The following is a 25192-nucleotide window of genomic DNA, read 5'->3' on the forward strand; positions in this document are numbered from 1 at the left end:
GAAGGTTATGTATCGTTAGAGTTTGTGAAGCTAGAAGCAGGAAAACAAGAAGAAAAACCAGCGGAAAACATTACAAATGGAACGCAAGAAGTAGGAACGATCAATGCGACAAGCTTACGAGTAAGAAGTGCGGCGAATACAAGTAGCTCGGTTCTAGGAAACTTAAAAAATGGAGAAAAAGTAACAGTACTAGGAAAAGCGAACGGCTGGGCGAAAATAAGCTACCAAGGAAAAGAAGGTTATGTATCGTTAGAGTTTGTGAAGTTAGAAGCAGGAAAACAAGAAGAAAAGCCAGCGGAAAACATTACGAATGGAACGCAAGAAGTAGGAACGATCAATGCGACAAGCTTACGAGTAAGAAGTGCGGCAAATACGAGCAGCACCATTTTAGGAACCCTAAAAAATGGAGAAAAAGTAACAGTACTAGGAAAAGCAAACGGCTGGGCGAAAATCAATTACCAAGGAAAAGAAGGGTATGTGTCGTTAGAGTTTATAACGATTGGTAAAGATTCCATAGATCCAACAAACCCAACAAACCCTGGACAGGTAATAGAAGAACGAGCCGTTGTAAATGCGTCTTTATTAAATGTACGTAAAGGTCCATCAACAGGTGCGGCAGCTGTCGGTCATTTGAAAAATGGAGAGACTGTTACGATCATAGGAAAAGAAAATGGCTGGGCAAAAATCCGTTTTAATGGCGGAGAGGGTTATGTTTCGTTACAGTTCTTAAAAGTTAAACAAGGTTCGTCTTCTTATGAAATTGTTACCTCATCACAAAAGGTTCAAAAACCAAATGAAGCGGAAGCAACACAAATTATGCAGAATATGAAAGAAGATGCTTACATTAAAAGTGACGGTAAAGTTGTAAATATGAAGCAAGGTTTCGTTCGTGCAAATGGTGTTATTAATATTTATGATATTACGACGGGTAAAAAGCTCACATATGTAAAGGGTGGAGCTGACCTGAAATTTGTAAAAGCTGTTGATGATCGTATTCATGTCCAAATTGATGGTATGACAGGTTATGTGAATATAAATGATGTTACATTACATCCGACAATGACTGGTGAGAAAACGTCGTATTATGCAACTAAAAATGGCAAGTTATATCATTATGTATACAATCCGGAAAATGGTAAACATGCAACGTATCAAATTGGTAATGCTCCGAAACATTTAAAAGAAGGAGAGCGTTACGAGGCTTTTGATAAGAAGCAAATTGGAGGACAAGATAGTTATCAATACTTTGAGTATATGCCACTTCGTGCAACATCTACTTATACAGGAGATGAAATTGATAATTTCTTACGTAAATCAAATGCAAAGAGTCCACTTATTGGATTAGGAAAATATTTTGTAAGTGCAGCAGAGAAATATAAGATGAATGCCGGTTACTTAGTGTCACATGCAATTTTAGAATCAGGATGGGGAACAAGTCGTATCGCGCAAGATAAGAAAAATTTATTTGGCTTTAGAGCGGTAGATTCAGATCCATATAATGGTGCAACTGGATTCAAAACATGGGAAGAAGGTATTGATTTTTGTGCGGCATATATAGATAAGCATTACTTAAATCCAAGTGGAAATACATATAATGGTGGAAACTTAGGAGATAAGGCACAAGGAATGAACGTCATGTATGCAAGTGATGAAAATTGGGGACAGCAAATTGCCTCGCTTATGTATAGAATTGATGCAATGAATGGAAGTAAAGATTTAAATAAATATCGACTTGGAACGTTAACGGCAGGTTCTCCGATATTCAAAAGTATGGCTGAAGGTCAGACTGGAATGACATCTCGCAACATTATGGTAGCCATTAAGAAAACAGTTAATACACCACAAGGATCGTATTATGAAATTGTTTCGGATAATAAAGAATACAACAGTGTCTACGTAAAAGCTGGATCTGTAAATCTTGTGAACTCTTATTAAAGGAAAACATCATCATTTCAATGCAGAAAAGTGAAGTTCATAATGTTAGAGGAAGTGACAGTGTGAAAAAATATATCGCATTTGATATTGGTGGCACACAGATTAAATCTGGGATTATTTCAAAATCTGGGATATTACTAAATCACGAAACTACATTAACAGAGGCCCATTTAGGTGGGGAACAAATCGTTCAAAAGATTATTAGCTTGGCGGTGCAATTAATGAATGAACATGTTGTTTCTGGAATCGGTATTAGTACAGCCGGAATTGTAGATATTCATAGAGGAATCATAACTGGCGGCGTGGATCATATTCCACGCTATGCTGGTATTCCTATTATTGATAGATTACAAGCTGTATTAAAAGTTCCTATATCCATTGAAAATGATGTCAATTGTGCTTTGTTTGGAGAGATGTGGCAAGGTGTTGGAAGAGATGAAAATAATTGCATTATGCTTACCCTTGGAACGGGAATAGGGGGAGCTATTGTTATTAATAAAAAACTGTACAGAGGTCATTCATTTAGTGCTGGTGAATGGGGCAATATGTTGATCGAAGGGAAACAATTTGAAGAGGTTGGCTCGATTTCAGGGTTAATTTCTCTTGTGCGGAAGTATAAAGGTAGCGGGAATTGGAACGGTGAAAAAATTTTTGAATTATATGATCAGAAGGATAAAGAAGTTATACATGCCGTTCGAATATTCTTTAAACATTTAGCCATTGGAATTAGTAATCTTGCTTATATCTTCAATCCAAAAGTAATTATTATTGGTGGAGGGATTACTAATAGAGGTAATCGATTTTTAGAAGAAGTAAAGGAAGAGGTACGAAAATATTTAAATCCTGAGATTTATAGTAATTGCGAGATTAAAATCGCACAAAATCGTAATCACGCAGGAATGATTGGTTCGATTTACCACTTCTTACATCAATATAAATAAATGATATAGGTGTTTTCATATAATTGAGAATTTATTCTTTTTCTCAATAGATAAATAATGCTACAATATAAGAGAAGAATACAATATTTTCCGATTAGGAAAATGCTTTGTAGAAAGGAAGAAACTTCATGCCTATTATTTTAGAAAAAGGTCAAAAGATCGATTTAACGAAAGGACAACCAAAAGTAGCAAAACTACAGGTTGGCTTAGGCTGGGATCCAATTGGACAATCAGGTGGGTTTCTGTCTTCATTATTTGGAAGTAAACCGAATGTAGATTGTGATGCATCTGTTGTTATGTTAGAAGGGGATCGCTTTTTAAACAAAAACGATTTAGTTTACTTCGGAAACAAACTTTCTACTTGTGGTAGTATTATTCATTCAGGAGATAATTTAACAGGTGAAGGCGCTGGTGACGACGAAACAATTTTCGTAGAATTACATAAAGTTCCAAGCCGTATTAATCGTTTAGTATTCGTTGTAAATATTTATGACTGTGTAAATCGTCGTCAAGATTTCGGGATGATTCGTAATGCATATATTCGTATTCAAAACCCGCAAACTGGTGAAGAATTAGCACGCTATAATTTATCGGATAATTATGCTGGCAAAACGACTCTAATTGCAGGTGAAATGTATCGCCACGGAAGTGAATGGAAGTTTTCAGCTGTTGGAGAAGGCACACAAGATAAAAACTTAAGTGAGATTGTATCACGTTATCAATAAAATAAACCGAGGAGGAATTGAATATGGCATCAATTTCGTTGAAAAAAGGACAAAAGGTAGACTTAACAAAAACAAATCCAGGTCTTTCAAAAGTTCTTGTAGGACTTGGTTGGGATACGAATCGTTATGACGGACAAAACGATTTCGATTTAGATGTTAGTATTTTCTTAGTAGGTGCTAACGGTAAAGTTTCAGGGGCAGAGGATTTCGTCTTCTATAATAACCCAAAAGGTGCGAATGGTGCTGTCGAGCATTTAGGAGATAACCGAACTGGCGAAGGTGAAGGCGATGACGAATCGATTAAAGTAGATTTAAAAAATGTACCTGCACATATCGAACGTATTTGTTTCTCAATCACAATTTACGATGGAGAAGGTCGTAGCCAAAACTTCGGACAAGTTTCTAACTCTTTCGTACGTATTTTAGATGAAGAAAAGAATGCAGAGTTAATTCGTTACGATTTAGGAGAAGATTTCTCTATTGAAACAGCTGTTGTAGTAGGGGAATTATACCGTCATGCAGGTGACTGGAAGTTCAATGCAATCGGAAGTGGATTCCAGGGCGGATTAGCGTCTCTATGTAATAATTTCGGTTTAGATGTAGAGTAATAGATTTTATATATCTATTGGTGAAACAGGTGTTTACTGATGGATATATTTTTTAAGATATAAAATATAGAGGTGAATATAAATGGTTATTCAATTGCAAAAAGGACAGAAGATTGATTTAGGTAAGACAAGCCCTGGCTTAACAAAAGCAGTAATTGGTCTTGGATGGGATATTAAATCTTATGACGGTGGATCAGATTTCGATTTAGATGCATCAGCATTCCTATTAGATGCGAATGGAAAATGCACGAAGGAAACTGACTTTATATTCTATAACAATTTACAGTCTCCTTGTGGATCTGTTCTACATACAGGGGATAACCGTACAGGCGAAGGTGAAGGCGACGATGAGCAACTTGTTGTAGACTTGAAGAAAGTTCCGGCAGATGTGCACAAAATTGCTATTACAGTTACAATTTATGATGGAGAAGGCCGTAATCAAAACTTTGGACAAGTTGGAAACGCATTCGTTCGTTTAGCGAATGAAGAAACGAGTGAAGAAGTTCTTCGTTTTGATTTAGGGGAAGATTTCTCCATTGAAACAGCAGTTGTCTTTTGTGAATTATACCGTCATAATGGACAGTGGAAGTTTAATGCAGTAGGAAGCGGTTTCCAAGGTGGCTTAGGTGCGCTTGTAAGAGCGTATGGCTTGGATGCATAAGAAGGGAAACGATATTCGTTTCCTTTTTTTGACCTTTCTATAAATCTAGCAAAGAATAGGGGATAAAGGTAAGATGAGTATTTTGCAAGGGATCCTTGATACGTATGCTCAGTTTTTCGACTTGGACATGTGGATTAAAGTGTTGCAAGATCCAGTATCTTGGGGATTAATAGGTACACTTGTTGTGCTTGAAGGGTTGTTATCTGCTGATAACGCACTTGTATTAGCGGTAATGGTAAAACACCTTCCGGAAGAAAAGCGTAAAAAAGCATTATTCTATGGACTTATTGGAGCTTATGTATTCCGTTTTATTGCGATTGGAATTGGAATGTTCTTAATTAAATTGGCGTGGGTAAAAGTGTTAGGTGCACTTTACTTAGCTTGGCTTTCAGTTAAATACTTCATTGATAAAAGAAAAGGTAATGCAGAAGAAGAAGAAGCTCATGGTATGAACCAAAACAGTATTCTCTTCAGAATGTTTGGTGTCTTCTGGGGAACAGTTGCGATGGTTGAATTAATGGATATCGCGTTTTCTGTAGATAGCGTACTTGCTGCATTTGGTGTATCAAATGAAGTTTGGATTCTATTATTAGGTGGAATGCTCGGTATTTTAATGATGCGTGGTATCGCTGGTGTATTCTTAAAATTGTTAGAGCGTATTCCAGAACTTGAAACGACAGCATATATTTTAATCTTAATTATTGCAGCAAAAATGTTACTGTCTGTTATTCATATTGAAATAAGTCATATGCTATTCTTCATCATTTTAGTTGTAGCATTTGGAGCAACGTTTATACTTCACTACATGAAGAATTCTGGACAAGCTAAAGAAGAAGTTGCAGCTACTAAAAATAATCATAAATAATTGAAATGGGTTTGCTCGTTATGTGAGCGCCCATTTTTTATAACTAAAAATAGTTTATAATAGAAGAGAGACTTTATAAAAAAAGTAAATGTTTTTGGAGGTGAACTGTTGTGTTTTCACGTTTTACACTTCAACCATGTGCATTAAAAGACGAATTAGATTTAAAGCAATTTGAAGCGCTTTTAGAAAAACGCCCACAATATGAACTGACAGAGAATGAGATGAAGTTTAGTTATATAGCAACTCGTATTCTTGGTGTTCCTAATGATGTAGATGAATATTTCAATGAGCTATTTGATTATAGCGAAGTGAAAGGGATCGTGGTTTTGCATGAACAAAATTTAAATAAGGTGATTGATCCCGAAAAACTGCGCCATATTCAAGAGGTTTTTACATTACATCAAGAAGCACCGAATGGCCTTACAGTAAATAGGCTTGTCGCCCATCTGTCTGGAAAACAACTATTACCACAAGTAGACAATCCTGACTTACAGCATTATATACATACGACGTTTATTTCTGTATTAAAATTGTATGAAAAACAACATAACCAATCATTAAAAACAGAAGGATTCCGTCGTTTCTTAATCGATATGATTAAGTTAAGTGACAATTACGTAGCGAAGTGGTTCTCTACGATTAATTATAAGAAACAAATGCCGCGTATTATTTGGTACGGTGATGCACAGGAAAGCCGTATATATTTCTTATACTTTCTTATTATGCTCGGTTGCGATGTACTTTATTATCACCCAGAAGGAAAAGATGGATTTGAGAATGTTGATGAAGAGGGAAGGACTTTTATTGTGTCTCATCCAGGTCGCATTTCTCTTGAGCCATTTCCAGATCGCCGCCGTGAGCGAGTTGCCACAGTAGCGTATCAGGCTTCAAAAGAAATTGAACAAGTACTTCACCACGATAACTCACTGCTGTACAAGCCATGGCAATTTCGTTCCTATACGCCTGTAGCTCGTACGCTCAAAACAACGTATGATGAACTCTTTTTAATTACGAAAGAAAAAGCATTTGTGCGTCCAACATTCTTTGTTGAGAATAAACACATTTATATCCCTTCTTTATTTGCGAAAATATCAGGTGTTTCAAAGAATGATAAAGAATATTTTCAGCGATTAAAGGCTATTACATCATTTGATAACAGTTTATTAATTAATACATTTCCGTTTACGAAAGAACAAAAAGCGAATTTCCAATATCATTACCGAGATGCGTTAGACCGCGGGGGGAAATTACACACTGATTTAATTATGAACAGTCATTGGTGGCCACATAAACGTTTGCCAGAAGGATTGCAACATGGTATTGCAGAGGCGATCATCCATACGTGTGAAAGTGAAATGTGTAAACCCATTGCGAAAGAGACGAAACAAGATGTAGCACTGTATGTTTTCGCGCAACTTTCTCAAATACCGCCGAACATTTTAGAGCAACTTGAGAAATTTGATTACTCGCAAGAAGTACCGAAAATTGTTATATTTAATAATGAGAAGAGCGGAGAATTAAGCCGTTCGGATGCTGTTTTATTATTATTTTTAAATCAAATTGGGGTAGATGTATTCCACTTTAATCCAACGGGGAGAAATGATATTGAACCGTATATTGAAGCAGGAGCATTTGACTCCCATTGGCTTGAAGAAGTTAATTTCGATCTTGAGTTTCATGGTTCATCAGCCTATAAAAATTTATCACAAACAATAAAAGGACTATTTCGTCCATTTTTATAAGGAAAGGGAGAATGCTATATGAATAACCCAGTCATACTAGATTCGAAAACAGAATTAAATGAGCAAACGGCACAAGATGTTCGTTTACAACTTAGACAAGATGCAGAAGTACAACGTATTTATAATGCAGTAGATATTAAAGATCAGTTAGAATTAATCGAGCTTGGAAAAGAACCATCTATGGAAATTTCACGTTTCGCTGATCAAATTTTACATACAATGTCTTTATCAAAAATAGAAGACTCTGGAGAATTATTAAAACAGCTTGGTAAAATTATGGACAGATTCGATAGCAAAGACTTTGCGGAAGAGAAAAGCGGTTTCTTCTCACGTATGTTCAAAAAAGCTGATAAAATGATTGAACAGATCTTTAGTAAGTACCAAACAATGGGTCGCGAAATGGATAAAGTATACGTAGAAATTACAAAGTATCAAGATGAAATGAAAAAATCAATCGGTACGTTAGATGGCTTATATGAGCAAAATTTGAAATATTATTTAGACTTAGAAAAGTATGTAGTAGCAGGGGAAATGTTATTAGAGCGTTTAAATACAGAGTTGGTTCCAATGTACGAAGAGCGTGTGCGTAACAATGACCAATTAGCAGGTATTGAATTAGAATCACTGAAAAACTCTGTTGAAATTTTAGAGCAGCGTATTGATGATTTAGAAAAAGCACGTATGGTTGCGCTACTTACAGCACCACAAATTCGTATGGTTCAACGTGGTAATAATAAATTAATTGGTAAAATCAATACAGCATTTATTACAACGATTCCTATCTTTAAAAATGGTATTATTCAAGCGGTAAATGCGAAACGTCAAAAGCTTGTTGCAGATTCTATGGCTGAACTTGATCGCCGCACAAATGAATTACTTAAGAAAAATGCACAAAATATCGCAACGCAAAGTGTGGAAGTAGCGAGATTATCAGGTTCTTCTAGTATTAAGATGGAAACACTTGAGGAAACTTGGAACATTATTTCAAGAGGTATGCAAGAAACACAACAAATTGAAGAGCAAAATAAACGTGAGCGTGAAGAAAGCCGCAAGCGTATGGCTACGTTAACAGAGAACATTAAAAAAGAATTACAAGGATAAAGTGAAACTTTAATCAGCGGGGACATCTCCCACAAATAGTGAAATAAATGAAAAGGCAATGAGGAATAATCCTCATTGCCTTTTAGTTTCTCTTTACTAATTTAATGATCTCATTTACAACAAGTGGAATGATACTTAATAAGAGAACAAATCCCCAATCTCGCATCGTTAATGCATGTACACCGAATATATTTGCAAGAGGTGGGATGGAGATAATAAACACTTGCATAAGAACACCGATAAGAAGGGAGAAGACTAAATATTTATTTGTAAAGATCCCAATTGAAAAAATAGATTTCGTTCTTGAACGCAAGTTAAATGAATGAACGAGCTGAGAAAAACTAAGAACGACAAATGCCATTGTTTGAGCGTGTAATAGAGCATCTTCATCAATTTTCTCTGGGAAAAGAGGAAATAAATTTGTATCTCCGGTATAGAATTTTGCCCCGGCGATAAAGGCTGCTAACGTTAAAAGTCCAATGACAGCCCCATTGAAAATAAGAAAAGGAACGCTACCACTAAACAAGCTTTCTTTCGCATGTCGTGGTTTTTCTTTCATTACATCTGGATCTTCAGGATCAACCCCAAGTGATAATGCAGGTAGTGTATCGGTAATTAAATTTACCCACAAAATGTGAATAGGCCGTAGTGGTGTTGCCCAACCGAGTAAAATCGCTAAAAATAAAGCGATAATTTCTCCAAAGTTACAAGAGAGTAAGAAGAGAATTGATTTTTTTATGTTACGATAAATATTTCTACCTTCCTCAACAGCTTTCACGATAGATGAGAAATTATCATCTGTTAACACTACATCCGCTGCCCCTTTTGCAACATCTGTCCCTGTAATGCCCATCGCTACGCCAACATCTGCTTGTTTTAAGGATGGGGCATCATTAACACCATCACCAGTCATAGAAACGATATTTCCTTTTGCACGTAATGCTTTTACAATCTTTACTTTATGTTCCGGAGAGACCCTAGCGAATACATTTAAGTGATTAATTTTGCTTGCTAGTTCTGTATCTGGAATGTTATCTAATTCAGTTCCAATCATAATTTCAGATTTTTCTTTAGCAATACCAAGTTCTTTGGCAATTGCAAAGGCGGTATCTTTATGGTCACCAGTAATCATAACTGTGCGAATACCGGCTTTTTTACATTCTGTAATGGAATCTTTTACTTCAGTTCGCGGTGGATCAATCATACCGACAAGACCGATAAAGATGAGATTTTCTTCAAGGTGATCTATAACCACATCGTTTGAATTGTATTGTTTAAATGCGAATGAAAGTACTCTTAAAGCCTCTTGAGACATTGCCCCGGCAGCTTCTAATATTTGATTTTTATCAGCATCTGTTAGAATCTCGATTTTACCGTTTTTAAATATGTGAGTACATCGAGGTAAGAGTTTATCAATAGCACCTTTTGTCATGCTATAGTAGCTTTCATCGTATGTATGAACGGTTGACATCATTTTACGATCTGAATCGAAAGGTAGCTCGTTAACACGTTCATGTATCTGTTCTAAATGATCCTTTTGCATGTTAAAAGTGCTTCCGGCAACGAGAAGGGCGATTTCTGTAGGGTCCCCTGTTTGTGAATCGGAACCGTAAGACGCATCGTTGCATAGCACCATATTTTCTAACAATAGACGTTGTACATCATTATTTACATTTAAGTTTTCTAAGTGGTCGTATGTGTTATCACTATAAAAGTGAGTAACGGTCATTTTATTTTGCGTTAACGTACCTGTTTTATCTGAACAAATAATTGTGACAGAACCGAGAGCTTCGACAGCTGGTAGTTTACGAATGATAACATTTTGTTTAATCATTCGCTGCACACCAATTGCAAGAACGATGGAAACGATAGCCGGCAAGCCTTCTGGAATAGCTGCAACGGCTAAACTAATAGCAGTCATAAACATTTCTAACGTATCTCGTCCTTGTAAAAAACCGATGATAAACATAATGACGCAAATAGATACAGCGACAAAGCCTAAATACTTTCCGACTTGTGCTAAGCTCTTTTGAAGTGGTGTCATATCATCGTCGGCTTCATGTAAAAGGGTAGCAATCTTACCAATTTGTGAGTTCATTCCAGTTTCAACAGCGACACCGACTCCGCGCCCATATGTTACTAGTGTCGACATAAAGGCCATATTTTTTTGATCGCCTAACGGTACTTGCTCATCACTTTGCATAGAAGGGTGGTAAATTGCATCTTTATCAACAGGGACAGATTCACCAGTTAGAGCAGATTCTTCAACTTTTAAATTTGCGGTTTCGATAAGTCGCAAGTCACATGGGATATAACGTCCTGCATCCAGCATGACAATATCACCTGGAACGACTTGTTCAGATGGAATCTCTTTTAGTTCACCATCTCGCTTGACGATAGCTTTAGGTGTCGCCATCTTTTTCAATGCCTCTAAAGCTTGTTCAGCTTTCGATTCTTGGACGACACCTATAACAGCGTTTAAAACTACAACGAGCGCGATAATACTTGCATCAGCCCATTCACCTACAAAGGCAGAAATAAGGGCAGCAATAATAAGGACATATACGAGGACGTCATTAATTTGGGCGAAAATACGCTGCCATAACGTGCGTTTTTGTTTTGTAGCTAATTCATTAGAACCGTATTGCTTTAAACGTTCATTTATGATTTCATCTGTTAAACCGTGTTGTTCGTTTGTTTCTAAGTCGATTAATGTTTGATCTTTCGTCTTACTGTACCAATTGCTCATAAGTAAGCACCTCCAGTAAAAACAGTTAGCAATGGTAGTGTTGCTATTATTTGTGAGTAGTATGTATGGAGAAAAAATCTAAGGTGAGGTTCTACTTCCATTGTACAGTATTTTACAGTTGGTTGAGGGAAAGAGAAGAGTTGTCATGAATTTGTTGGAAATAAAAAAAGCCTCATATAAACGAGGCTTTTTTTACTTTTTAATTAATGTACCTAATTCTTCTGTAATAGCTTGCATTTCACTAATGCTGAATGTTTCACGTTTCATAACATGCTCATAAATGTCACGTAAGTCTTCGTACATTTCTTCATTAAAGCTAGCAGCTCTCATCGCTCCAGCATTAACCATACGTAATTTTTCTTTAATAGCTTCGACCATATATTCAACGTTTTCTTCTGACTTTACGGATAAATCCACCGAAGTGTCCCCCTTTAAAATAACATAAGGATATCTTAACATTTTTTATCATTTTCGTTAATGAATCTTTTCAATCCTATTAAATTAGTAGGGATTTCCTTTATAATTAATAATTGGTTGTTTATACTATAAGTATATATAAAGAAATGCACCAAGAAGGGAAGAACAAAAATATGGTTCAAGTATTGTTTGTTTGTCTTGGGAACATTTGCCGTTCACCGATGGCAGAAGCAATTTTTCGAAATCTTGTCGTAAAAGAGGGACTCGAGGAGAAAATTGTCATTGATTCTGCAGGAACTGGAGATTGGCATGTTGGCCATCCGCCACATAAAGGAACACAAAAAATTTTAAAAGAAAATGCAGTCACTTTTGAAGGAATTAAAGCAAGGCAAGTAGAAAAAGAAGACTTAACAAAGTTTGATTATATTATTGCCATGGACAACAAGAATATAGCAGATTTAAAAAGTTTAGGTAAAACTGGAGGCTATATTGGTAGACTGTCCGATTTTGTTCCAGACGGTGGCTGGACAGACGTTCCCGACCCTTACTATACAGGGAATTTCCAAGAAGTATATGACCTTGTAACAGAAGGGTGTGCAAAGCTATTAGCTTTCATTCGAAATGAACAAGGAATATGAGGAAGCTTAGAAAGAAATACTTTCTAACATAAGAAATGAAAGGGTGAAGGAATATGGCAAAGAAAAATAATATTGCTCGAAATATTGCGATTGGTGTAGCTGCAGGTGTAGCTGTATCTATGTTGAAGAAGGAAAACCGTGAAAAAGTAAAAAATACTGCGGAAAAAGCAAAAACAAAGATGATTGAAATCGGTGAAAATGCGAAGATAAAAGAAAAAGTGCAAACTGTTACAGATAAAGGACGTGAACTCGCTGACTTCAATGTAGTAAAAGCGAAAGTAGCAGAAATTAAAAAATTGACGCCGTCTGTTGTAGAGACGTTAAAAGAAACGAAAGAAATTTTTAGTAAGAAAAAGGTTGAGCCAGCAGAGAAGCCAGAAACGATTGAAATTCAAGCTGTATCTTCAAAGGTAGATGAGCTGAAAGCAGAAGAAGAGCCAATAGTTGCTGAAGATGGTGGTATGAAAGAAGCACGTGAATTATTTATAAAAGACTCAAATGTAGAGGAAAAAAAAACTGAAGCGTACATTGAGTTGAAGCAAGATAAAGAAGAGAAGAAAAGCGTTTAAACATATATGAGAAAAATTTTAGAAAAGGTGAGAAGAAATCGTACTTATTCGTTTGGTAAAGACTTGTATGACCGGACGATGCGCGATGATGTAGCGGGCTTGGCAGCACAGCTCGCTTATTTCTTCTTGCTTGCGATTTTTCCTGGGCTTGTTTTCTTAATTACGCTTCTTGGATTCATTGACCTTCAAACAGAAAGTGTGCTCAATTTATTAGAACCGTACGTACCCGAAGATGCAATGTCTTTAATTGAAGTAAACGTTGATAAAGTTGTAAATGAGCAAAATGGTGGTTTATTATCATTTGGTTTATTATCAATGCTATGGTTTGCTTCAAACGGAGTGAATGCGGTTATGAATGCATTCAACCGTGCGTACGATGTAACAGAAACACGTTCTTTTATTAAAACAAGAGCGTTATCAATTGTGTTTACATTAGCAATTATTTTTATGATTGTGTTTGCGCTAATTGTTCCAGTGTTCGGACAGGTGATTGGAGCAGCGGTGTTTAAAGCAATTGGTTTATCGGATAGTTTTTCTTACGTGTGGAGTATTACGCGGTTAGTAGCGAGTTTCTTCGTGTTATTTGCATTGTTTAGTTTTTTATATACGTTTGCACCAGATCGAAAGTTAAAAAGAAGAGAAGTCATTTCAGGAGCAATATTTGCTACTGTAGGATGGATTGTGGTATCGTACTCATTTGCTTATTATGTAGATAAGTTTGCAAATTACGCCAATACATATGGTGGTCTTGGTGGTATTATTATTTTAATGTTATGGTTCTACTTAACCGGGTGGGTAATTTTACTTGGCGGTGAAATTAATGGTTTACTCCATCATTATAGAACGGGTGACAATAATTCCCGTAATGAAAAGTGACTTCTTGTTCCATAATAATAAGGAACAGGGGGGATATTTCATGAGTAATAATAAAAAGAATCACAACAATAAAAATAACAATAAACAAAAGAGTAGTTCGCATCCAAAGCATAAAACGAGTGGTAGTGCGAACGGGCATAATAGCTACCATTAAAAAAAGCGGGCCCTTTATGAGGGACCCGTTTTATTTGTTTCCTTGTAATAATCGTAAGCCATTCAAAATGACAAGAATCGTACTTCCCTCATGCCCAATAACACCGAATGGAAGAGCTAAAGATTGCATGAAATTTGAACAAATCAGCATTGCAATTACAGCTAGTGAAAAGATTACATTTTGCTTTACAATACGGTTCATTCGTTTTGATAAACGGATTGCTTGGGAAAGTCGAGATAATTCGTTCTTCATAAGTACAACGTCTGCAGTTTCTAAAGCAACGTCTGTTCCTTCACCCATTGCCACACCAATGCTAGCAGTAGCGAGTGCAGGAGCATCATTTATACCATCGCCGACCATTGCTACCGTCCCGTATTTTTCTTTTAGCTTTTTAATTGTTTCAACTTTTGTTTCTGGTAAGCATGATGCGTAATATTCCTTTATATTACTTTCGGAGGCAATTGCTTTTGCTGTTTCTTCATTATCTCCAGTAATCATAATTGCTTCGACACCGATGCTTTGTAATTCGCGAATAGCAGCTATTGTTTCTTGGCGAAGCGTATCTTTTAAAGCGATAAGTCCAAGAATGCCTCTCTCATCACTAATATAAACGACAGTTTTACCTTCTTTTTCAAGTGAGACAGAAATACCATTATGAAATGTCTTTGTTTCTTCACCAATAAAATCAGCTTTACCTATTTTATAAGCTTTGTTTTCGAATATTCCTTTTAGCCCAAAACCAGTTACATCTTCAACATTTTCTGGTTTTTTTAATGTAATGTCATACGCATGTTGTGCATATTTAACGATAGATTCAGCTAAAGGATGTGTAGAGTGACTTTCAATTGCTGCTGTAATAGAAAGTACTTCTTTTTCTGTTATATTTTCTCGAACATATACATCTGTTACAGTAGGTTTACCTTCTGTTAATGTTCCGGTTTTATCAAAGGCGATCGCTTTTACTGAAGCTAGGCGTTCTAAATGTATGCCACCTTTAAAGAGAATTCCATTTCTTGCTCCGTTAGAAATTGCAGATAACGTTGCTGGTGTAATAGCAGCAACGAGTGCACAAGGAGATGCGACTACAAGTAAGATCATAGCGCGATAAAATGTTTCATTCCAGCTCCAGTCAAGTAAGAAATGAGGGACGAACATCATAAGCGCAACAACGAGTAGTACCCCTTTTACATATGTTCCTTCAAATTTTTCGATGAATAGTTGTGATGGTGATTTTTCACTTTGTGCACTTTGGACGAGACGGATAATCTTTTGGAATAATGTTTGATCGCTCGGCTTCGTAATTTTAACTTCGATAGCACCGCGTAAATTTACAGTACCGGCAAATACTTCATCGCCATGTTTTTTTTCATTTGGAATAGGTTCTCCAGTAATTGCTGCTTCATCGATATTTGTTTCACCGTTATGAATCGTACCGTCAGCAGGAACGCGCTCACCTGGCTTAATTAAAATAATGTCGTTAATTTGTAATCGTCCAACAGGAACACGTTCTTCCGTTCCATTTGAAATACGTAATGCTTCTTCAGGTTGTAAATCAAGAAGCGCTGAAATTTCTTTTTGACTTTTACTTAATGTATAAGATTCCATCGCACCGCTTAGTGCGAAGATAAAGATTAAAATTGCACCTTCTGCCCAGTAACCAATGATTGCAGCACCGATAGCAGCAAAGAGCATGAGCATTTCGACATTTAGCTCTTTCTCTTCAATGGTATCTTCAATACCTTCTTTCGCTTTTGCATATCCACCAACTATATAAGCAAGGATATAGCAAGTAATGCCTACATTCATTGCATCGTTCTTTGTGAATAACCAACCAGCTAAAATGAAAATACCAGATGCGATTGCAAATATAAGTTCATAATGTTTCTTTAATGTATCCCATAAAGAGGGATGAGAAATAGACTTTTGTACTTGTAATGTTTTTACTTCTGAGTTCATTACTACTCGCTCCTTCCAAATTCTTATTGAGAAAAAGAATCAAAATCGAAAGCCCTATAAAACGACGAAAGCTGCCATCCATAATGGATAGCAGCATTTCTGTTGAATCTGATTTTAATAGTTATTATGTTGTAATTATTCTATAGTATAGCATATGTTTTCGTTAGATGATATGTTTTGTTTGCGTATAAACTGAAAACTTGTGTTTTCACACTTCCTTTGGTATATATGAATATTGTTCATAAAAAGATCGGAAAGGAAGACAACAAGTGAAGACAGAGAAATTTTTTACCCATCCGATTGGCGTACTAATTGCTGCAATAGTAGCGACTTTTTTATGGGGGAGCGCATTCCCGTTTATTAAATTAAGTTATGCTGAACTTGGAATTCAGCCACAAGAAGTTGGGGAGCAAATATTATTTGCTGGTTATCGTTTCTTTTTATCTGGAGTCATGCTCTTATTCTTCTTTAAAGTGTTAGGAAAAGATATGAGCTTCAAAAAAGGAACGGGGAAACAGTTAGTACAAATTGGTTTATTTCAAACATTTCTTCAATATATATGTTTTTATATTGGAATGAGTTATAGTTCTGGCATTGAAGGAGCTATCATTTCAGGAACATCATCATTCTTTCAAATTTTACTTGCGCACTTTTTATATAAAGATGATGCGCTCAATATGAGAAAAATAATTGGGGTCTCTATCGGCTTTTGTGGTGTCATTTTAGTAAATGTACCGAGTGATGGTAGTTTGTCATTCCATTTCGGAATCGGCAGCTTATTACTTCTTAGTGCAGCAATGTTGTATTCATATGGAAACATATTGGCGAAAGAAGGTAGTAAAACATTAGATATTGGCTATATGACGGCATACCAAATGATTTTTGGTTCTATCGGGCTATTATGTATAGGAGCTCTGCAAGTTGGAGTTATGCCATTTACATTTAGTGTACATGCAATATTTATGCTTATCTATTTATCTTTCTTATCAGCAGCAGGCTTTTGCATTTGGAATACAATTATGAAGTACAACAAGGTTGGAAAAGTATCAATGTACATGTTCTTTATACCCGTATTTGGTGTGTTGTTATCGAGCATGATTTTAGGAGAAGCAATTCATTCATTTGTATTATTCGGTTTGGCATGTGTAGCCGCGGGAATTATCGTGGTGAATCGGACGACAGCTAAGCAGAAAAGGGCGAACGAAAAACAAGTAGCATAGATAATAGGAAAACGATTACAATGGAAGAACAGTACTGTTCTTCTTTTTTATATAGAAAAAGGATAATAGACTAGGTGTAACGAAAAAAGATACAAAAAGCATTTATTGAGGAGAACATGTTATGAATCTACTTTACATGGTGTTAATTGGACAAATCATTCTTTTTTTAATTGGTGCAATGTACGCAATAGGACAGACAAAAAAAACAAGAAATAATATGCCGTTACCTTTAGCGGTGCGTCTTATTCTTAGTTTTTCTTTAACAGGGAGTGCAATTTGGATATGGTTACAAGATCCATCAGTAGCGTATAGTACGTGGGTTGCACTAGGTATGACGTTATCAACTGTAGGAGATTTATTTATGGCAGGTTTGATTCCAATTGGTCATCGATTAATTGGAGGGATGATTACTTTCGCGCTTGCTCATTGTTTTTATGTAAAAGCATTTTTGCAAACAGGCATCTCATGGAGTGGTTTTTGGATTGGTTTACTCGTATACGGACTCTTTCTAATTATAGGATGGTTCTTTTTTATACGAAATGATAAACAAGATAAATTGTTTACGATAGGAGCTCTAATTTACGGATTGTGGGTTGGAGGAATGGCTTGCTTTGCATTCGCCCTATACTATGAGAATACAGGAATATGGTGGATACCGGCTTTTGGTGGTTTACTATTTGTGATTTCTGATTTTATTATAGGCGTGACAGATATTGGAGGGCGCAAATTAAAGTATGAACCACTTTGGATTTGGTTTACATATGTAGCGGCTCAAATGTGTATTGTATATGTGGGAATATAAAAAGATACTCTCAAAAATAGTGGATAGACTATTTTGAGAGTATCTTTTTTACTGCTCGCAAATAGTGAGATAAATATAGATTATGGTATATAAAAATAATAAATTTATGAGGATGTTATTTTAAGTTTGTAATATTATGATTTTATAATTCAGAATTTTGTGGAAATTTTACGGTTGAATTCCTTATAATAAAAGTAAAAAGATGATGAGATGGTGGAATGATGCAAAAGAAAAAACGTTTGCGTGAATTCTTTGGAACAATTGCAATTGCATGTTTGTTATTGTTTTTAGCGAAAATTTTTGTGTTTTTTCCTACGACTGTAAAAGGAGCGTCCATGAAGCCGACGTTACAAGATGGGGATAAGCTGATTGTTAATAAGTTAGCAAAGCAGTTTGAAAGTTATGGGAGAGAAGATATTATTGTTGTGAAGACGGATAATTTTTATGTGAAAAGGGTTATTGGTTTGCCTGGCGATGTAATCGAGGTGAGAAATGATCAATTATATGTGAATCATGAAGTGACACAGGAAGCGTATTTGTATAGTAATAAAAAACAAGCTGAAAAAAAACTTATGAATTTAACAGAGGACTTTGGACCGATTACAGTTCCTAAAAATAAGATTTTTGTTATGGGAGATAATCGCCTAATAAGCAGAGATAGTAGAAATGGTTTGGGACTTATTGATAGAGAAGATGTATTAGGAGAATTAGCGGCAATTTATTATCCAATTGAACATATGAAAATAATGAATTAAAGTAAAAAACCAAGCAAACTGAAATTTGCTTGGTTTTTTATGTTAAATCGTAGGAGACTCATTAAATTCATAGACGTCTTCATTGTTTTTGTTTGTACTTAAAACGAATTTGTGTTGCAATAGTTGCAGTTTAAAGAATGCTAACGGATCGTGATAAGTTTCTGGGTTGCTTCTTAATGTTGCTAATGTTTGCTCGTCTTCCTGTATTTCAAGTTGAGCGGCTTCTACATTTTGTTTCAATATGCTAAGTGGATCTTTAAAGAACATCATGATATCTCGTTCTAATGCGCCTTCAAATACTTCAAATTGAAGGAAGAATTGTTTTGAGATTGTTTGAGCAATTTCCGTATAGTCTTCCGTTTCAATGTATTGTTTATATTTGTTTGCGAGCATAGACTGATTTTTTTGCATGTTACCAAATAGTTTTCCCGCACTTTTTAAGAAAAATTGTGTCGGTGTAAAGCGTAATAAAATATTGATGTTCGTTACTGTAATTCTATTTGTCATGCGTACAACATCTCGATGCCAATCATCTAGTAATTTGAAATCACAAGGAAGTTTCATGCGTTCTTCTTTATATAATTTATTAAACGTTTCACTCATTTCATCTAAATAAGATTGAGCTTGAATAAATTCATTATGAGCTGTTTCAATCCACTCTTGAATAGAACCAGTAAATTTAGGAAGAAGCACTTGTTGTACATGTTTTTGAACTCGTTCGTTCATCGCAGCATTTAATTCTTCATGAACTAATTTGAAGTCGCTATCTTCTTGAACAAGGTCAGAACAACTCTGTAATAATTCAGGAATTTGAGAATGGATATCTCGTGTGATTTCTTCTTTCGTTAAAAGATAAGATTCTGTAATAGAACGAATTTTATCTTTTTCAAGAGCAGTAAGGTTGTTAATAAATCCATTTAATTTAACTGAGATATGTTTATTCCAGCGTACGGATTTCACTAATGTATTTTCTAACTCCACACGTTCATTTACAAGGTATGCGATTGTCTTTTGAGTAAACCATATTAGTTTTTCTATACGTTCTTGTTCCATGTTACGTTCTGCTAGATTAGAAAGAATAGACTCTGTTACGTCTCCAAGTTGCTGGCTACTCTCTTGTGAAGGAGAGTATGGGAAGAACTGTGCATTTGGGAAATGGACTTTAATCTTACTCATTAGTTTTTCATTATTGGTCGTATTATTTGTGTGTAATACGAAATGAATTTGTAAATTTGGCACTTGTTCACGTAAATAAAGTAATGTATCAAGTTCTTCACCATGTAATGGTGAAGCAGAATTTAATACGTAAATAAGGCTATCTGCTGCTTGTAAGTATTCAAAATATGAGCTGTTTTTATCCACTTGCCCTTGAACAGGTGGCGTAACAAGAAATGCAAATTTATTTTTTCTTAAAAATCTACTTGGTAACTTAATTTCTATACATTTTTTCTCAAGTTCTGATTCGGAAGGTGTAGCCATTCTTTGATGGAATTCATCAAAGCTAGGTATATTGTGTACATCTAACGCAGTGAATTCTGTTATTTCAGTTTGGCTATCATCTTTAAATAGAATAGGAGTTGTTACAGTCTCAGTTAAGATGTTCTCTCCTAATATTGAATTGATGAATGATGATTTATCCTGGTCAGTAGTTCCCGCTATTAGTAATTGTGTAACATTTAAATCACACAGTTCGTGAACGAGTAACGTAAATTGATGACTTAAATCCACATCGTTTTTTTCAGCCCATACAGCAATTGTTTCGAATAAATGAGAAACTGTTTCCATATTTACATTTGTTTCAGCTGTTGAATTAGAAAGTAGGGCTCCAGCACTTTTTACGAGTAATGACTCTAAAGTTGTAGGTGAAACTTCATTCCATGCTAACACTGCAGCAGAGACAAATAGGGCATCTTTTGCTTTCGTTAAACTAAACCAATTTGTTAATAAATCTGGTACAAGTCCCTGCATTTCATGCATGAAATGCTCACCAGTAATTAACTCAAAGTACGTATCTTGATAGCGTTCAACAATTTCATGCCAATCGTCATTGTTGTCTGTTTCAATATGTAAGAATAAATGATTTATTGTTTGAATCCAAGGTAGATACAAGTTTTCATTTTGATAGCTGTTCCAAAGCGCAATAACAAGTTCTTTAAATTGGACTTGATCAATTGCATATAAAGCTTTTAAAGACTCATAGAAATATTCTGGTTTGATTTGTTTCGTGAATCCTTGATTCACATAATTGATTAAAGTATCGAACCAGTGTAATGATTTTGTTCGAATTCCTTCTTGAACGGCAAGTTCGATGGCGTTATTCCAATCTTCTTGTTTTTCATAGAATGAGCGAGCAATTGCAGTGATATTAGGATAGTCAGGTTGAAATGCAACAGCCTCACTAATTGTCTTAAATGCTAGACCTAAACGTTCTTGTTCGATGTAAAGAGAAAGAAGTTGTAAGGAAACTTCCATTGTAAGAGTTGTATCTTCCGTTTGAATAGATTGATAAATCTCTTCTGCTTTTGGCAAGAATCCTAGTTCAAAATAAGAATCTGCAATATTTTTGGTTGCCCAAAGTGCAAGTTCGTTATTTACTTTCTCCCATTTAAATATCGCTGCTTCAAAGTCTTTATTTTGGTAATAAAATTCACCTTGAGCAAAGCGGATATTAGAAATGTTGGAGAATTCATTTGTAGATTCATTTATATATGCTTCACCGAGTACTTCTGATACTGGAGTAGAAGTTTCTTCTGTTAAAAATGTTTTATAGTAAACCTTTTGGATAAATTGATTTTCAATGGTCATGTTCGTTCCCCCTGTATAATTTAGAAAAATGATGTTGTATGTAAAGGGTGTATGTTCTTTTAATAGGTAGAAGTTGCATTATATCGACCAAACTATGTTTTTGCTAGATATATCATTTTTCCTGAGAGTTAAACCGTTGCGAAAAGTAACTTTCCTTTATTGTAACAAAAAAACAAGCATATGAATTTTTATTTTTTAATCCCGCTATTTGCGTGTAGTAAGACTAGCACTTCAAAAAGCGGTGAATACAAGGGAAGTAGGAGGGAGTCGTGCACACAATTGGTGTGTGCTAAAAATTAGTGAGGATGAACAAATCACCACTGATTAATGGTTCACTTTCTTCCTGCTAAAGGAATGGATAGAAGTAGAGTTCATTATAAAAACAATGTATAGTGAATATGTATACCATGTTTGTCTGAAAGATAGAAAGGGCACAATGTGGAATAACGATCGTGCATAGGATGTGTTTTCCGAATGGAACAACATATTGGCGAGTTAATCGCGCATTATGGGTATTTTGGAATTATTATAGCGTTGGCCGGTGGAATTGTTGGATTACCGATACCAGACGAGTTTTTATTGACCTTCGTTGGTTATAACGTTTCTAAAGGAGTTATGTCAGGAACTGCTGCTTTTTTAAGCGGGATGGCTGGTGCGATGTTAGGTATTACATTAAGCTACATATTAGGTTTAAAACTTGGGCTCCCTGTTTTAAAAAAATATGGGCCGAAGATTAGAATTAAAGAACATCACATTGAAAAAACACATATTTTATTTGAAAAATATGGACCATTTCTTTTAATGATTGGTTACTTTATCCCGGGAGTACGTCATTTAACAGCATATTTTGCTGGGATGTCGAATTTAACACTTTGGCGTTTTTGTTTGTACGCTTACGGTGGTGCACTTATTTGGATAAGTGTTTTTATTGGACTTGGCTGGAAGTTAGGAGAGAAGTGGCGTTTCGTTGAGTATAGCCTACATCATTACGGAGTATGGATTTTATTCATTTCAGTAGTTGTTACATGTATTGTATGGTTTTATATAAAGAAAAAGAAAAACCGCTATTAGCGGTTTTTTTAGCTGAAAGCAATAAATAATACACCAGCTGTAATAAAGACTACACCAACGCCAGTCATAAAGTTTAACTTTTCACCGAGTATAATCATCGCGAGGATGATAGAAAATACGACGCTTAATTTATCGATAGGAGCCACTTGTGAGACTTTCCCTGTTTTGAGGGCAAGAAAATAAAATAGCCATGACGAAGCACCTGCAACGCCACTTAATGTGATAAAGAGCAGTGCTTTTTTATTTATCAGTACGTCGCCGATATTTTGAAATTTACCTTGGATAATAATAACGCCCACCATAAATAATGCCATAATAATAGAACGAACCGTTGTTGCAACGTTGGCATCGATTCCATCTAAACCAATCTTTCCGAAAATAGATACAAGGGCAGCAGCGATTGCTGATAATAGTGCGAATAAGAGCCATGAACTCATAGTAAAATTCCTCCAATCTTACATTATTATACATGAAAACCATTCTCACGTATAAAGTGAAACTTTAATCAGTGGGATTTTACCGCCCCGCAAATAACGAAATAATCCCCACCTTATATTGCTAATAAGGTGGGGATTATTATACTACTCTGCAATTTCCTCATACAAAAAGTACGTTACATTATAAATATGTTCTACTTCATCGTCTGTCATAAACAATAATTCATCACGCTCAATCCCTTTTTTCTTTTCAATAAACTCAATCATGTTTTTGCGTTCTTCTCTTTTCATCAATTTTATTTCTCCTCTCAATCTGTTTTAATACAGTTTATTTAAGTTACTGCTATTATATAACAGAATCTTTAGAAAGTTCCACCTATTTTATTGTTTTTTTCAGAAGAACTTTTCGACAAAACAAGCCCACCTAAAGGGGGCTTGTTTTATTTTATAGTCGTAAAAACTCGGGCTCCGTCGTACCAGCACCATCGATGTAATAAATTGTGTCGGGATTGATTTTTATTAATACGTAATTAGGGTCTTCAGGACCAAGTAACCAGCGTTTTAAGCTATTATTCCAAAACTTGTTTTTTAATGTGGAGTCTTCCTCGATGGAAGCTAAGCCTTCAACTTCAATATAATCTTCATCTAATTTTTTTCCTTCACGTCCAAGTAGTACATGTACATTTGGATTGTTTTCGATATCTGTTATCTTTTTTGATTTCCGATCTGTTGCAACATATAACACAAAATCTTCGTGGAAAAACATCATAAAGGTACTATGAGGTTTATTTTCACGTACAGTAGATAATACACCAGTTCGTTGACCGCAAATAATAGTTTCAATTTTTTCTTTTAAATGCATGCTTTTAACCCCTGTTCATAATTTATTGTTTTCTCCGTTTAAACAAGATAATTTAAATATCTTTCATACTGTTTTCTTCAATCCGATTTTTTAAACGTAATTGTGATGAAATCGGACAAGTTAGGAGAAGAATAATAATAATATCGAGGAGAAATACATACGATGGAAGGATGAAAAGCATGTTTAATAAAATATTTCTTATAATAGCGCTGATCGGGGTACCACTTTCTGTACTTGGAAAAATGCTTCATTGGCCTCAAACAATTATGTTCGCTGTGTATTGCATTACTATTATCGCCTTAGCGGGTTTTATGGGGAGAGCGACAGAAAGTTTGGCAATTGTCTCTGGACCTAGAATAGGCGGATTATTAAATGCTACTTTCGGTAATGCTGTTGAACTGATTATTTCGATTTTTGCACTTCAGGCAGGATTAATTGAGGTTGTATTAGCCTCTTTAACGGGTTCTGTACTTGGGAATTTATTATTAGTAGGAGGGCTATCCTTCTTTATAGGAGGGCTTAAATACAAAAGACAAAGTTTTAATGTATATGATGCAAGGCATAATTCAGCTTTATTAATCTTTGCTGTAGTAGTAGCTTTTGTTATTCCAGAGATTTTTTCAATGAAGATGGATGCTGGAAAGACGTATCAATTAAGCATCGGTGTGTCTATTATCATGATTATTATGTACCTTGCTGCATTGCTATTTAAGCTCGTTACGCATCGTGGTGTATATCAGCATAAAAGTGACGAAGTAGCTCATGAGGAAGAGCCAGAGTGGTCGAAAGGTAAAGCGCTACTCATTTTAGCGATAGCGACAATTGCGGTAGCTTATGTGTCAGAGGCGCTTGTGCATACATTTGAGACAGTTGCAAAGTCATTTGGTTGGTCAGAGTTATTTATAGGGGTTATTATCGTTGCAATTGTTGGGAATGCAGCGGAACATGCATCTGCAATTATTATGGCGTATAAAAATAAAGTAAATATTGCAGTTGAAATTGCAGTCGGTTCTACGTTGCAAATTGCCATGTTTGTTGCTCCTGTATTAGTACTGCTTTCTATGTTCTTTGCACAAAGGATGCCTTTAGTATTTACAATACCAGAACTTGTTTCTATGATTACAGCTGTTTTCTTAACGATTGCGATTTCAAATGATGGAGATACAAATTGGTTTGAAGGCGGTACTTTATTAGCGGCGTATGTCATTATGGGAATTGGTTTTTATTTATTATGAAAAATAGGCATAACAATTGTATTGAGAGAAAACAATAAACAAAGTAGTATATATACCTTTACGTAGGA

General features: G+C 35.4%; 23 protein-coding genes. 16 read left to right on the plus strand and 7 right to left on the minus strand.

Annotated features, from left to right (window positions below):
- The 8 genes from DN394_RS15270 to DN394_RS15305 all read left to right on the plus strand — a co-directional run.
- On the plus strand, positions 1–1935 hold a 1935-nt coding region (locus DN394_RS15270; RefSeq protein ID WP_149293943.1), incomplete at its 5' end, for an SH3 domain-containing protein.
- Positions 1936–1997: 62 nt separating this feature from the next.
- Positions 1998–2876 (plus strand): ROK family protein, encoded by an 879-nt coding sequence (locus DN394_RS15275; RefSeq protein WP_098954014.1) that lies wholly within the window; start codon positions 1998–2000, stop codon positions 2874–2876.
- Positions 2877–3004: 128 nt separating this feature from the next.
- Positions 3005–3601 (plus strand): TerD family protein, encoded by a 597-nt coding sequence (locus DN394_RS15280; RefSeq protein ID WP_001121586.1) that lies wholly within the window; start codon positions 3005–3007, stop codon positions 3599–3601.
- A gap of 23 nt (positions 3602–3624) precedes the next feature.
- Positions 3625–4209, plus strand: coding sequence for a TerD family protein (locus tag DN394_RS15285; RefSeq protein WP_000146727.1), 585 nt, complete (start codon positions 3625–3627; stop codon positions 4207–4209).
- A gap of 82 nt (positions 4210–4291) precedes the next feature.
- Positions 4292–4870 (plus strand): TerD family protein, encoded by a 579-nt coding sequence (locus tag DN394_RS15290; protein ID WP_000236650.1) that lies wholly within the window; start codon positions 4292–4294, stop codon positions 4868–4870.
- A 73-nt stretch (positions 4871–4943) separates the two neighbouring features.
- On the plus strand, positions 4944–5735 hold the full coding sequence (locus DN394_RS15295) for a TerC family protein (protein WP_046958168.1): 792 nt from the start codon (positions 4944–4946) through the stop codon (positions 5733–5735).
- A gap of 110 nt (positions 5736–5845) precedes the next feature.
- Complete coding sequence (locus tag DN394_RS15300; RefSeq protein ID WP_098954013.1) at positions 5846–7477, plus strand: YceG family protein; 1632 nt, start codon at positions 5846–5848, stop codon at positions 7475–7477.
- 18 nt (positions 7478–7495) lie between these two features.
- Positions 7496–8578 (plus strand): toxic anion resistance protein, encoded by a 1083-nt coding sequence (locus tag DN394_RS15305; RefSeq protein WP_001064402.1) that lies wholly within the window; start codon positions 7496–7498, stop codon positions 8576–8578.
- 82 nt (positions 8579–8660) lie between these two features.
- Here DN394_RS15305 and DN394_RS15310 read toward each other — a convergent pair whose 3' ends face one another.
- The gene (locus tag DN394_RS15310) at positions 8661–11327 is read right to left on the minus strand and encodes a cation-translocating P-type ATPase (RefSeq protein ID WP_149293944.1); all 2667 of its coding nucleotides are present in this window, start codon (positions 11325–11327) and stop codon (positions 8661–8663) included.
- 192 nt (positions 11328–11519) lie between these two features.
- On the minus strand, positions 11520–11744 hold the full coding sequence (locus DN394_RS15315) for a DUF1128 domain-containing protein (protein WP_000366197.1): 225 nt from the start codon (positions 11742–11744) through the stop codon (positions 11520–11522).
- A 173-nt stretch (positions 11745–11917) separates the two neighbouring features.
- On the opposite strand from DN394_RS15315, the gene DN394_RS15320 reads away from it, so the two are divergent.
- The 3 genes from DN394_RS15320 to DN394_RS15330 are packed head-to-tail and all read left to right on the plus strand — an operon-like array spanning position 11918 to position 13827.
- On the plus strand, positions 11918–12382 hold the full coding sequence (locus DN394_RS15320; RefSeq protein WP_000250916.1) for a low molecular weight protein-tyrosine-phosphatase: 465 nt from the start codon (positions 11918–11920) through the stop codon (positions 12380–12382).
- Between the two features lie 53 nt (positions 12383–12435).
- Positions 12436–12951, plus strand: a complete 516-nt coding sequence (locus DN394_RS15325; protein WP_097914652.1) for a DUF4075 domain-containing protein — start codon at positions 12436–12438, stop codon at positions 12949–12951.
- Between the two features lie 6 nt (positions 12952–12957).
- Positions 12958–13827 (plus strand): YihY/virulence factor BrkB family protein, encoded by an 870-nt coding sequence (locus DN394_RS15330; RefSeq protein WP_001226528.1) that lies wholly within the window; start codon positions 12958–12960, stop codon positions 13825–13827.
- A gap of 184 nt (positions 13828–14011) precedes the next feature.
- Here DN394_RS15330 and DN394_RS15335 read toward each other — a convergent pair whose 3' ends face one another.
- Positions 14012–15937 (minus strand): heavy metal translocating P-type ATPase, encoded by a 1926-nt coding sequence (locus tag DN394_RS15335; RefSeq protein WP_046958163.1) that lies wholly within the window; start codon positions 15935–15937, stop codon positions 14012–14014.
- 269 nt (positions 15938–16206) lie between these two features.
- On the opposite strand from DN394_RS15335, the gene DN394_RS15340 reads away from it, so the two are divergent.
- From DN394_RS15340 to lepB, 3 genes are all read left to right on the plus strand, one after another.
- On the plus strand, positions 16207–17157 hold the full coding sequence (locus DN394_RS15340) for a DMT family transporter (protein ID WP_149293945.1): 951 nt from the start codon (positions 16207–16209) through the stop codon (positions 17155–17157).
- Between the two features lie 121 nt (positions 17158–17278).
- On the plus strand, positions 17279–17959 hold the full coding sequence (locus tag DN394_RS15345) for a lysoplasmalogenase (RefSeq protein WP_076542154.1): 681 nt from the start codon (positions 17279–17281) through the stop codon (positions 17957–17959).
- A gap of 218 nt (positions 17960–18177) precedes the next feature.
- Positions 18178–18714: a signal peptidase I gene (lepB, locus tag DN394_RS15350; RefSeq protein WP_097914646.1), complete on the plus strand. Its 537-nt coding sequence runs from the start codon at positions 18178–18180 to the stop codon at positions 18712–18714.
- Positions 18715–18756: 42 nt separating this feature from the next.
- Here lepB and DN394_RS15355 read toward each other — a convergent pair whose 3' ends face one another.
- Positions 18757–21519, minus strand: coding sequence for a tetratricopeptide repeat protein (locus DN394_RS15355; protein WP_098208875.1), 2763 nt, complete (start codon positions 21517–21519; stop codon positions 18757–18759).
- A 474-nt stretch (positions 21520–21993) separates the two neighbouring features.
- Here DN394_RS15355 and DN394_RS15360 point away from each other — a divergent pair, with 474 nt between their 5' ends.
- A complete protein-coding gene (locus DN394_RS15360; RefSeq protein ID WP_046953695.1) occupies positions 21994–22590 on the plus strand; it encodes a DedA family protein in 597 nt (198 codons plus the stop codon).
- A gap of 8 nt (positions 22591–22598) precedes the next feature.
- Here the strand turns inward: DN394_RS15360 and DN394_RS15365 are convergent, their stop codons facing one another.
- The 3 genes from DN394_RS15365 to DN394_RS15375 all read right to left on the minus strand — a co-directional run bounded on the left by DN394_RS15365 (position 22599) and on the right by DN394_RS15375 (position 23889).
- Positions 22599–23027 carry an EamA family transporter gene (locus DN394_RS15365; protein WP_149293946.1) on the minus strand — a complete coding sequence of 143 codons (429 nt, stop codon included), beginning with the start codon at positions 23025–23027 and terminating at the stop codon, positions 22599–22601.
- A gap of 144 nt (positions 23028–23171) precedes the next feature.
- Complete coding sequence (locus tag DN394_RS15370) at positions 23172–23318, minus strand: BH0509 family protein (RefSeq protein ID WP_000817786.1); 147 nt, start codon at positions 23316–23318, stop codon at positions 23172–23174.
- A 154-nt stretch (positions 23319–23472) separates the two neighbouring features.
- Positions 23473–23889 carry a pyridoxamine 5'-phosphate oxidase family protein gene (locus DN394_RS15375; protein WP_000550224.1) on the minus strand — a complete coding sequence of 139 codons (417 nt, stop codon included), beginning with the start codon at positions 23887–23889 and terminating at the stop codon, positions 23473–23475.
- Between the two features lie 179 nt (positions 23890–24068).
- On the opposite strand from DN394_RS15375, the gene cax reads away from it, so the two are divergent.
- Positions 24069–25124: a calcium/proton exchanger gene (cax, locus tag DN394_RS15380; RefSeq protein WP_141475245.1), complete on the plus strand. Its 1056-nt coding sequence runs from the start codon at positions 24069–24071 to the stop codon at positions 25122–25124.
- The last annotated feature ends 68 nt before the right edge of the window (positions 25125–25192 follow it).

Origin of the sequence: Bacillus sp. BB081 (assembly GCF_008368895.1) — a bacterium.
GTDB classification, from domain to species: domain Bacteria; phylum Bacillota; class Bacilli; order Bacillales; family Bacillaceae_G; genus Bacillus_A; species Bacillus_A wiedmannii.

Excerpts from the sequence above, each read along its gene's own strand:
- DN394_RS15325 (WP_097914652.1), top strand. The coding sequence starts at position 12,436 with ATGGCAAAGAAAAATAATATTGCTCGAAATATTGCGATTGGTGTAGCT.
- DN394_RS15330 (WP_001226528.1), top strand. The coding sequence starts at position 12,958 with ATGAGAAAAATTTTAGAAAAGGTGAGAAGAAATCGTACTTATTCGTTT.
- DN394_RS15310 (WP_149293944.1), bottom strand. The coding sequence starts at position 11,327 with ATGAGCAATTGGTACAGTAAGACGAAAGATCAAACATTAATCGACTTA.
- DN394_RS15305 (WP_001064402.1), top strand. The coding sequence starts at position 7,496 with ATGAATAACCCAGTCATACTAGATTCGAAAACAGAATTAAATGAGCAA.
- DN394_RS15355 (WP_098208875.1), bottom strand. The coding sequence starts at position 21,519 with ATGACCATTGAAAATCAATTTATCCAAAAGGTTTACTATAAAACATTT.
- DN394_RS15345 (WP_076542154.1), top strand. The coding sequence starts at position 17,279 with ATGAATCTACTTTACATGGTGTTAATTGGACAAATCATTCTTTTTTTA.
- DN394_RS15335 (WP_046958163.1), bottom strand. The coding sequence starts at position 15,937 with ATGAACTCAGAAGTAAAAACATTACAAGTACAAAAGTCTATTTCTCAT.
- DN394_RS15365 (WP_149293946.1), bottom strand. The coding sequence starts at position 23,027 with ATGAGTTCATGGCTCTTATTCGCACTATTATCAGCAATCGCTGCTGCC.
- lepB (WP_097914646.1), top strand. The coding sequence starts at position 18,178 with ATGATGCAAAAGAAAAAACGTTTGCGTGAATTCTTTGGAACAATTGCA.
- DN394_RS15285 (WP_000146727.1), top strand. The coding sequence starts at position 3,625 with ATGGCATCAATTTCGTTGAAAAAAGGACAAAAGGTAGACTTAACAAAA.
- DN394_RS15375 (WP_000550224.1), bottom strand. The coding sequence starts at position 23,889 with ATGCATTTAAAAGAAAAAATTGAAACTATTATTTGCGGTCAACGAACT.
- DN394_RS15280 (WP_001121586.1), top strand. The coding sequence starts at position 3,005 with ATGCCTATTATTTTAGAAAAAGGTCAAAAGATCGATTTAACGAAAGGA.
- DN394_RS15295 (WP_046958168.1), top strand. The coding sequence starts at position 4,944 with ATGAGTATTTTGCAAGGGATCCTTGATACGTATGCTCAGTTTTTCGAC.
- DN394_RS15320 (WP_000250916.1), top strand. The coding sequence starts at position 11,918 with ATGGTTCAAGTATTGTTTGTTTGTCTTGGGAACATTTGCCGTTCACCG.
- DN394_RS15370 (WP_000817786.1), bottom strand. The coding sequence starts at position 23,318 with ATGAAAAGAGAAGAACGCAAAAACATGATTGAGTTTATTGAAAAGAAA.
- DN394_RS15360 (WP_046953695.1), top strand. The coding sequence starts at position 21,994 with ATGGAACAACATATTGGCGAGTTAATCGCGCATTATGGGTATTTTGGA.
- DN394_RS15290 (WP_000236650.1), top strand. The coding sequence starts at position 4,292 with ATGGTTATTCAATTGCAAAAAGGACAGAAGATTGATTTAGGTAAGACA.
- cax (WP_141475245.1), top strand. The coding sequence starts at position 24,069 with ATGTTTAATAAAATATTTCTTATAATAGCGCTGATCGGGGTACCACTT.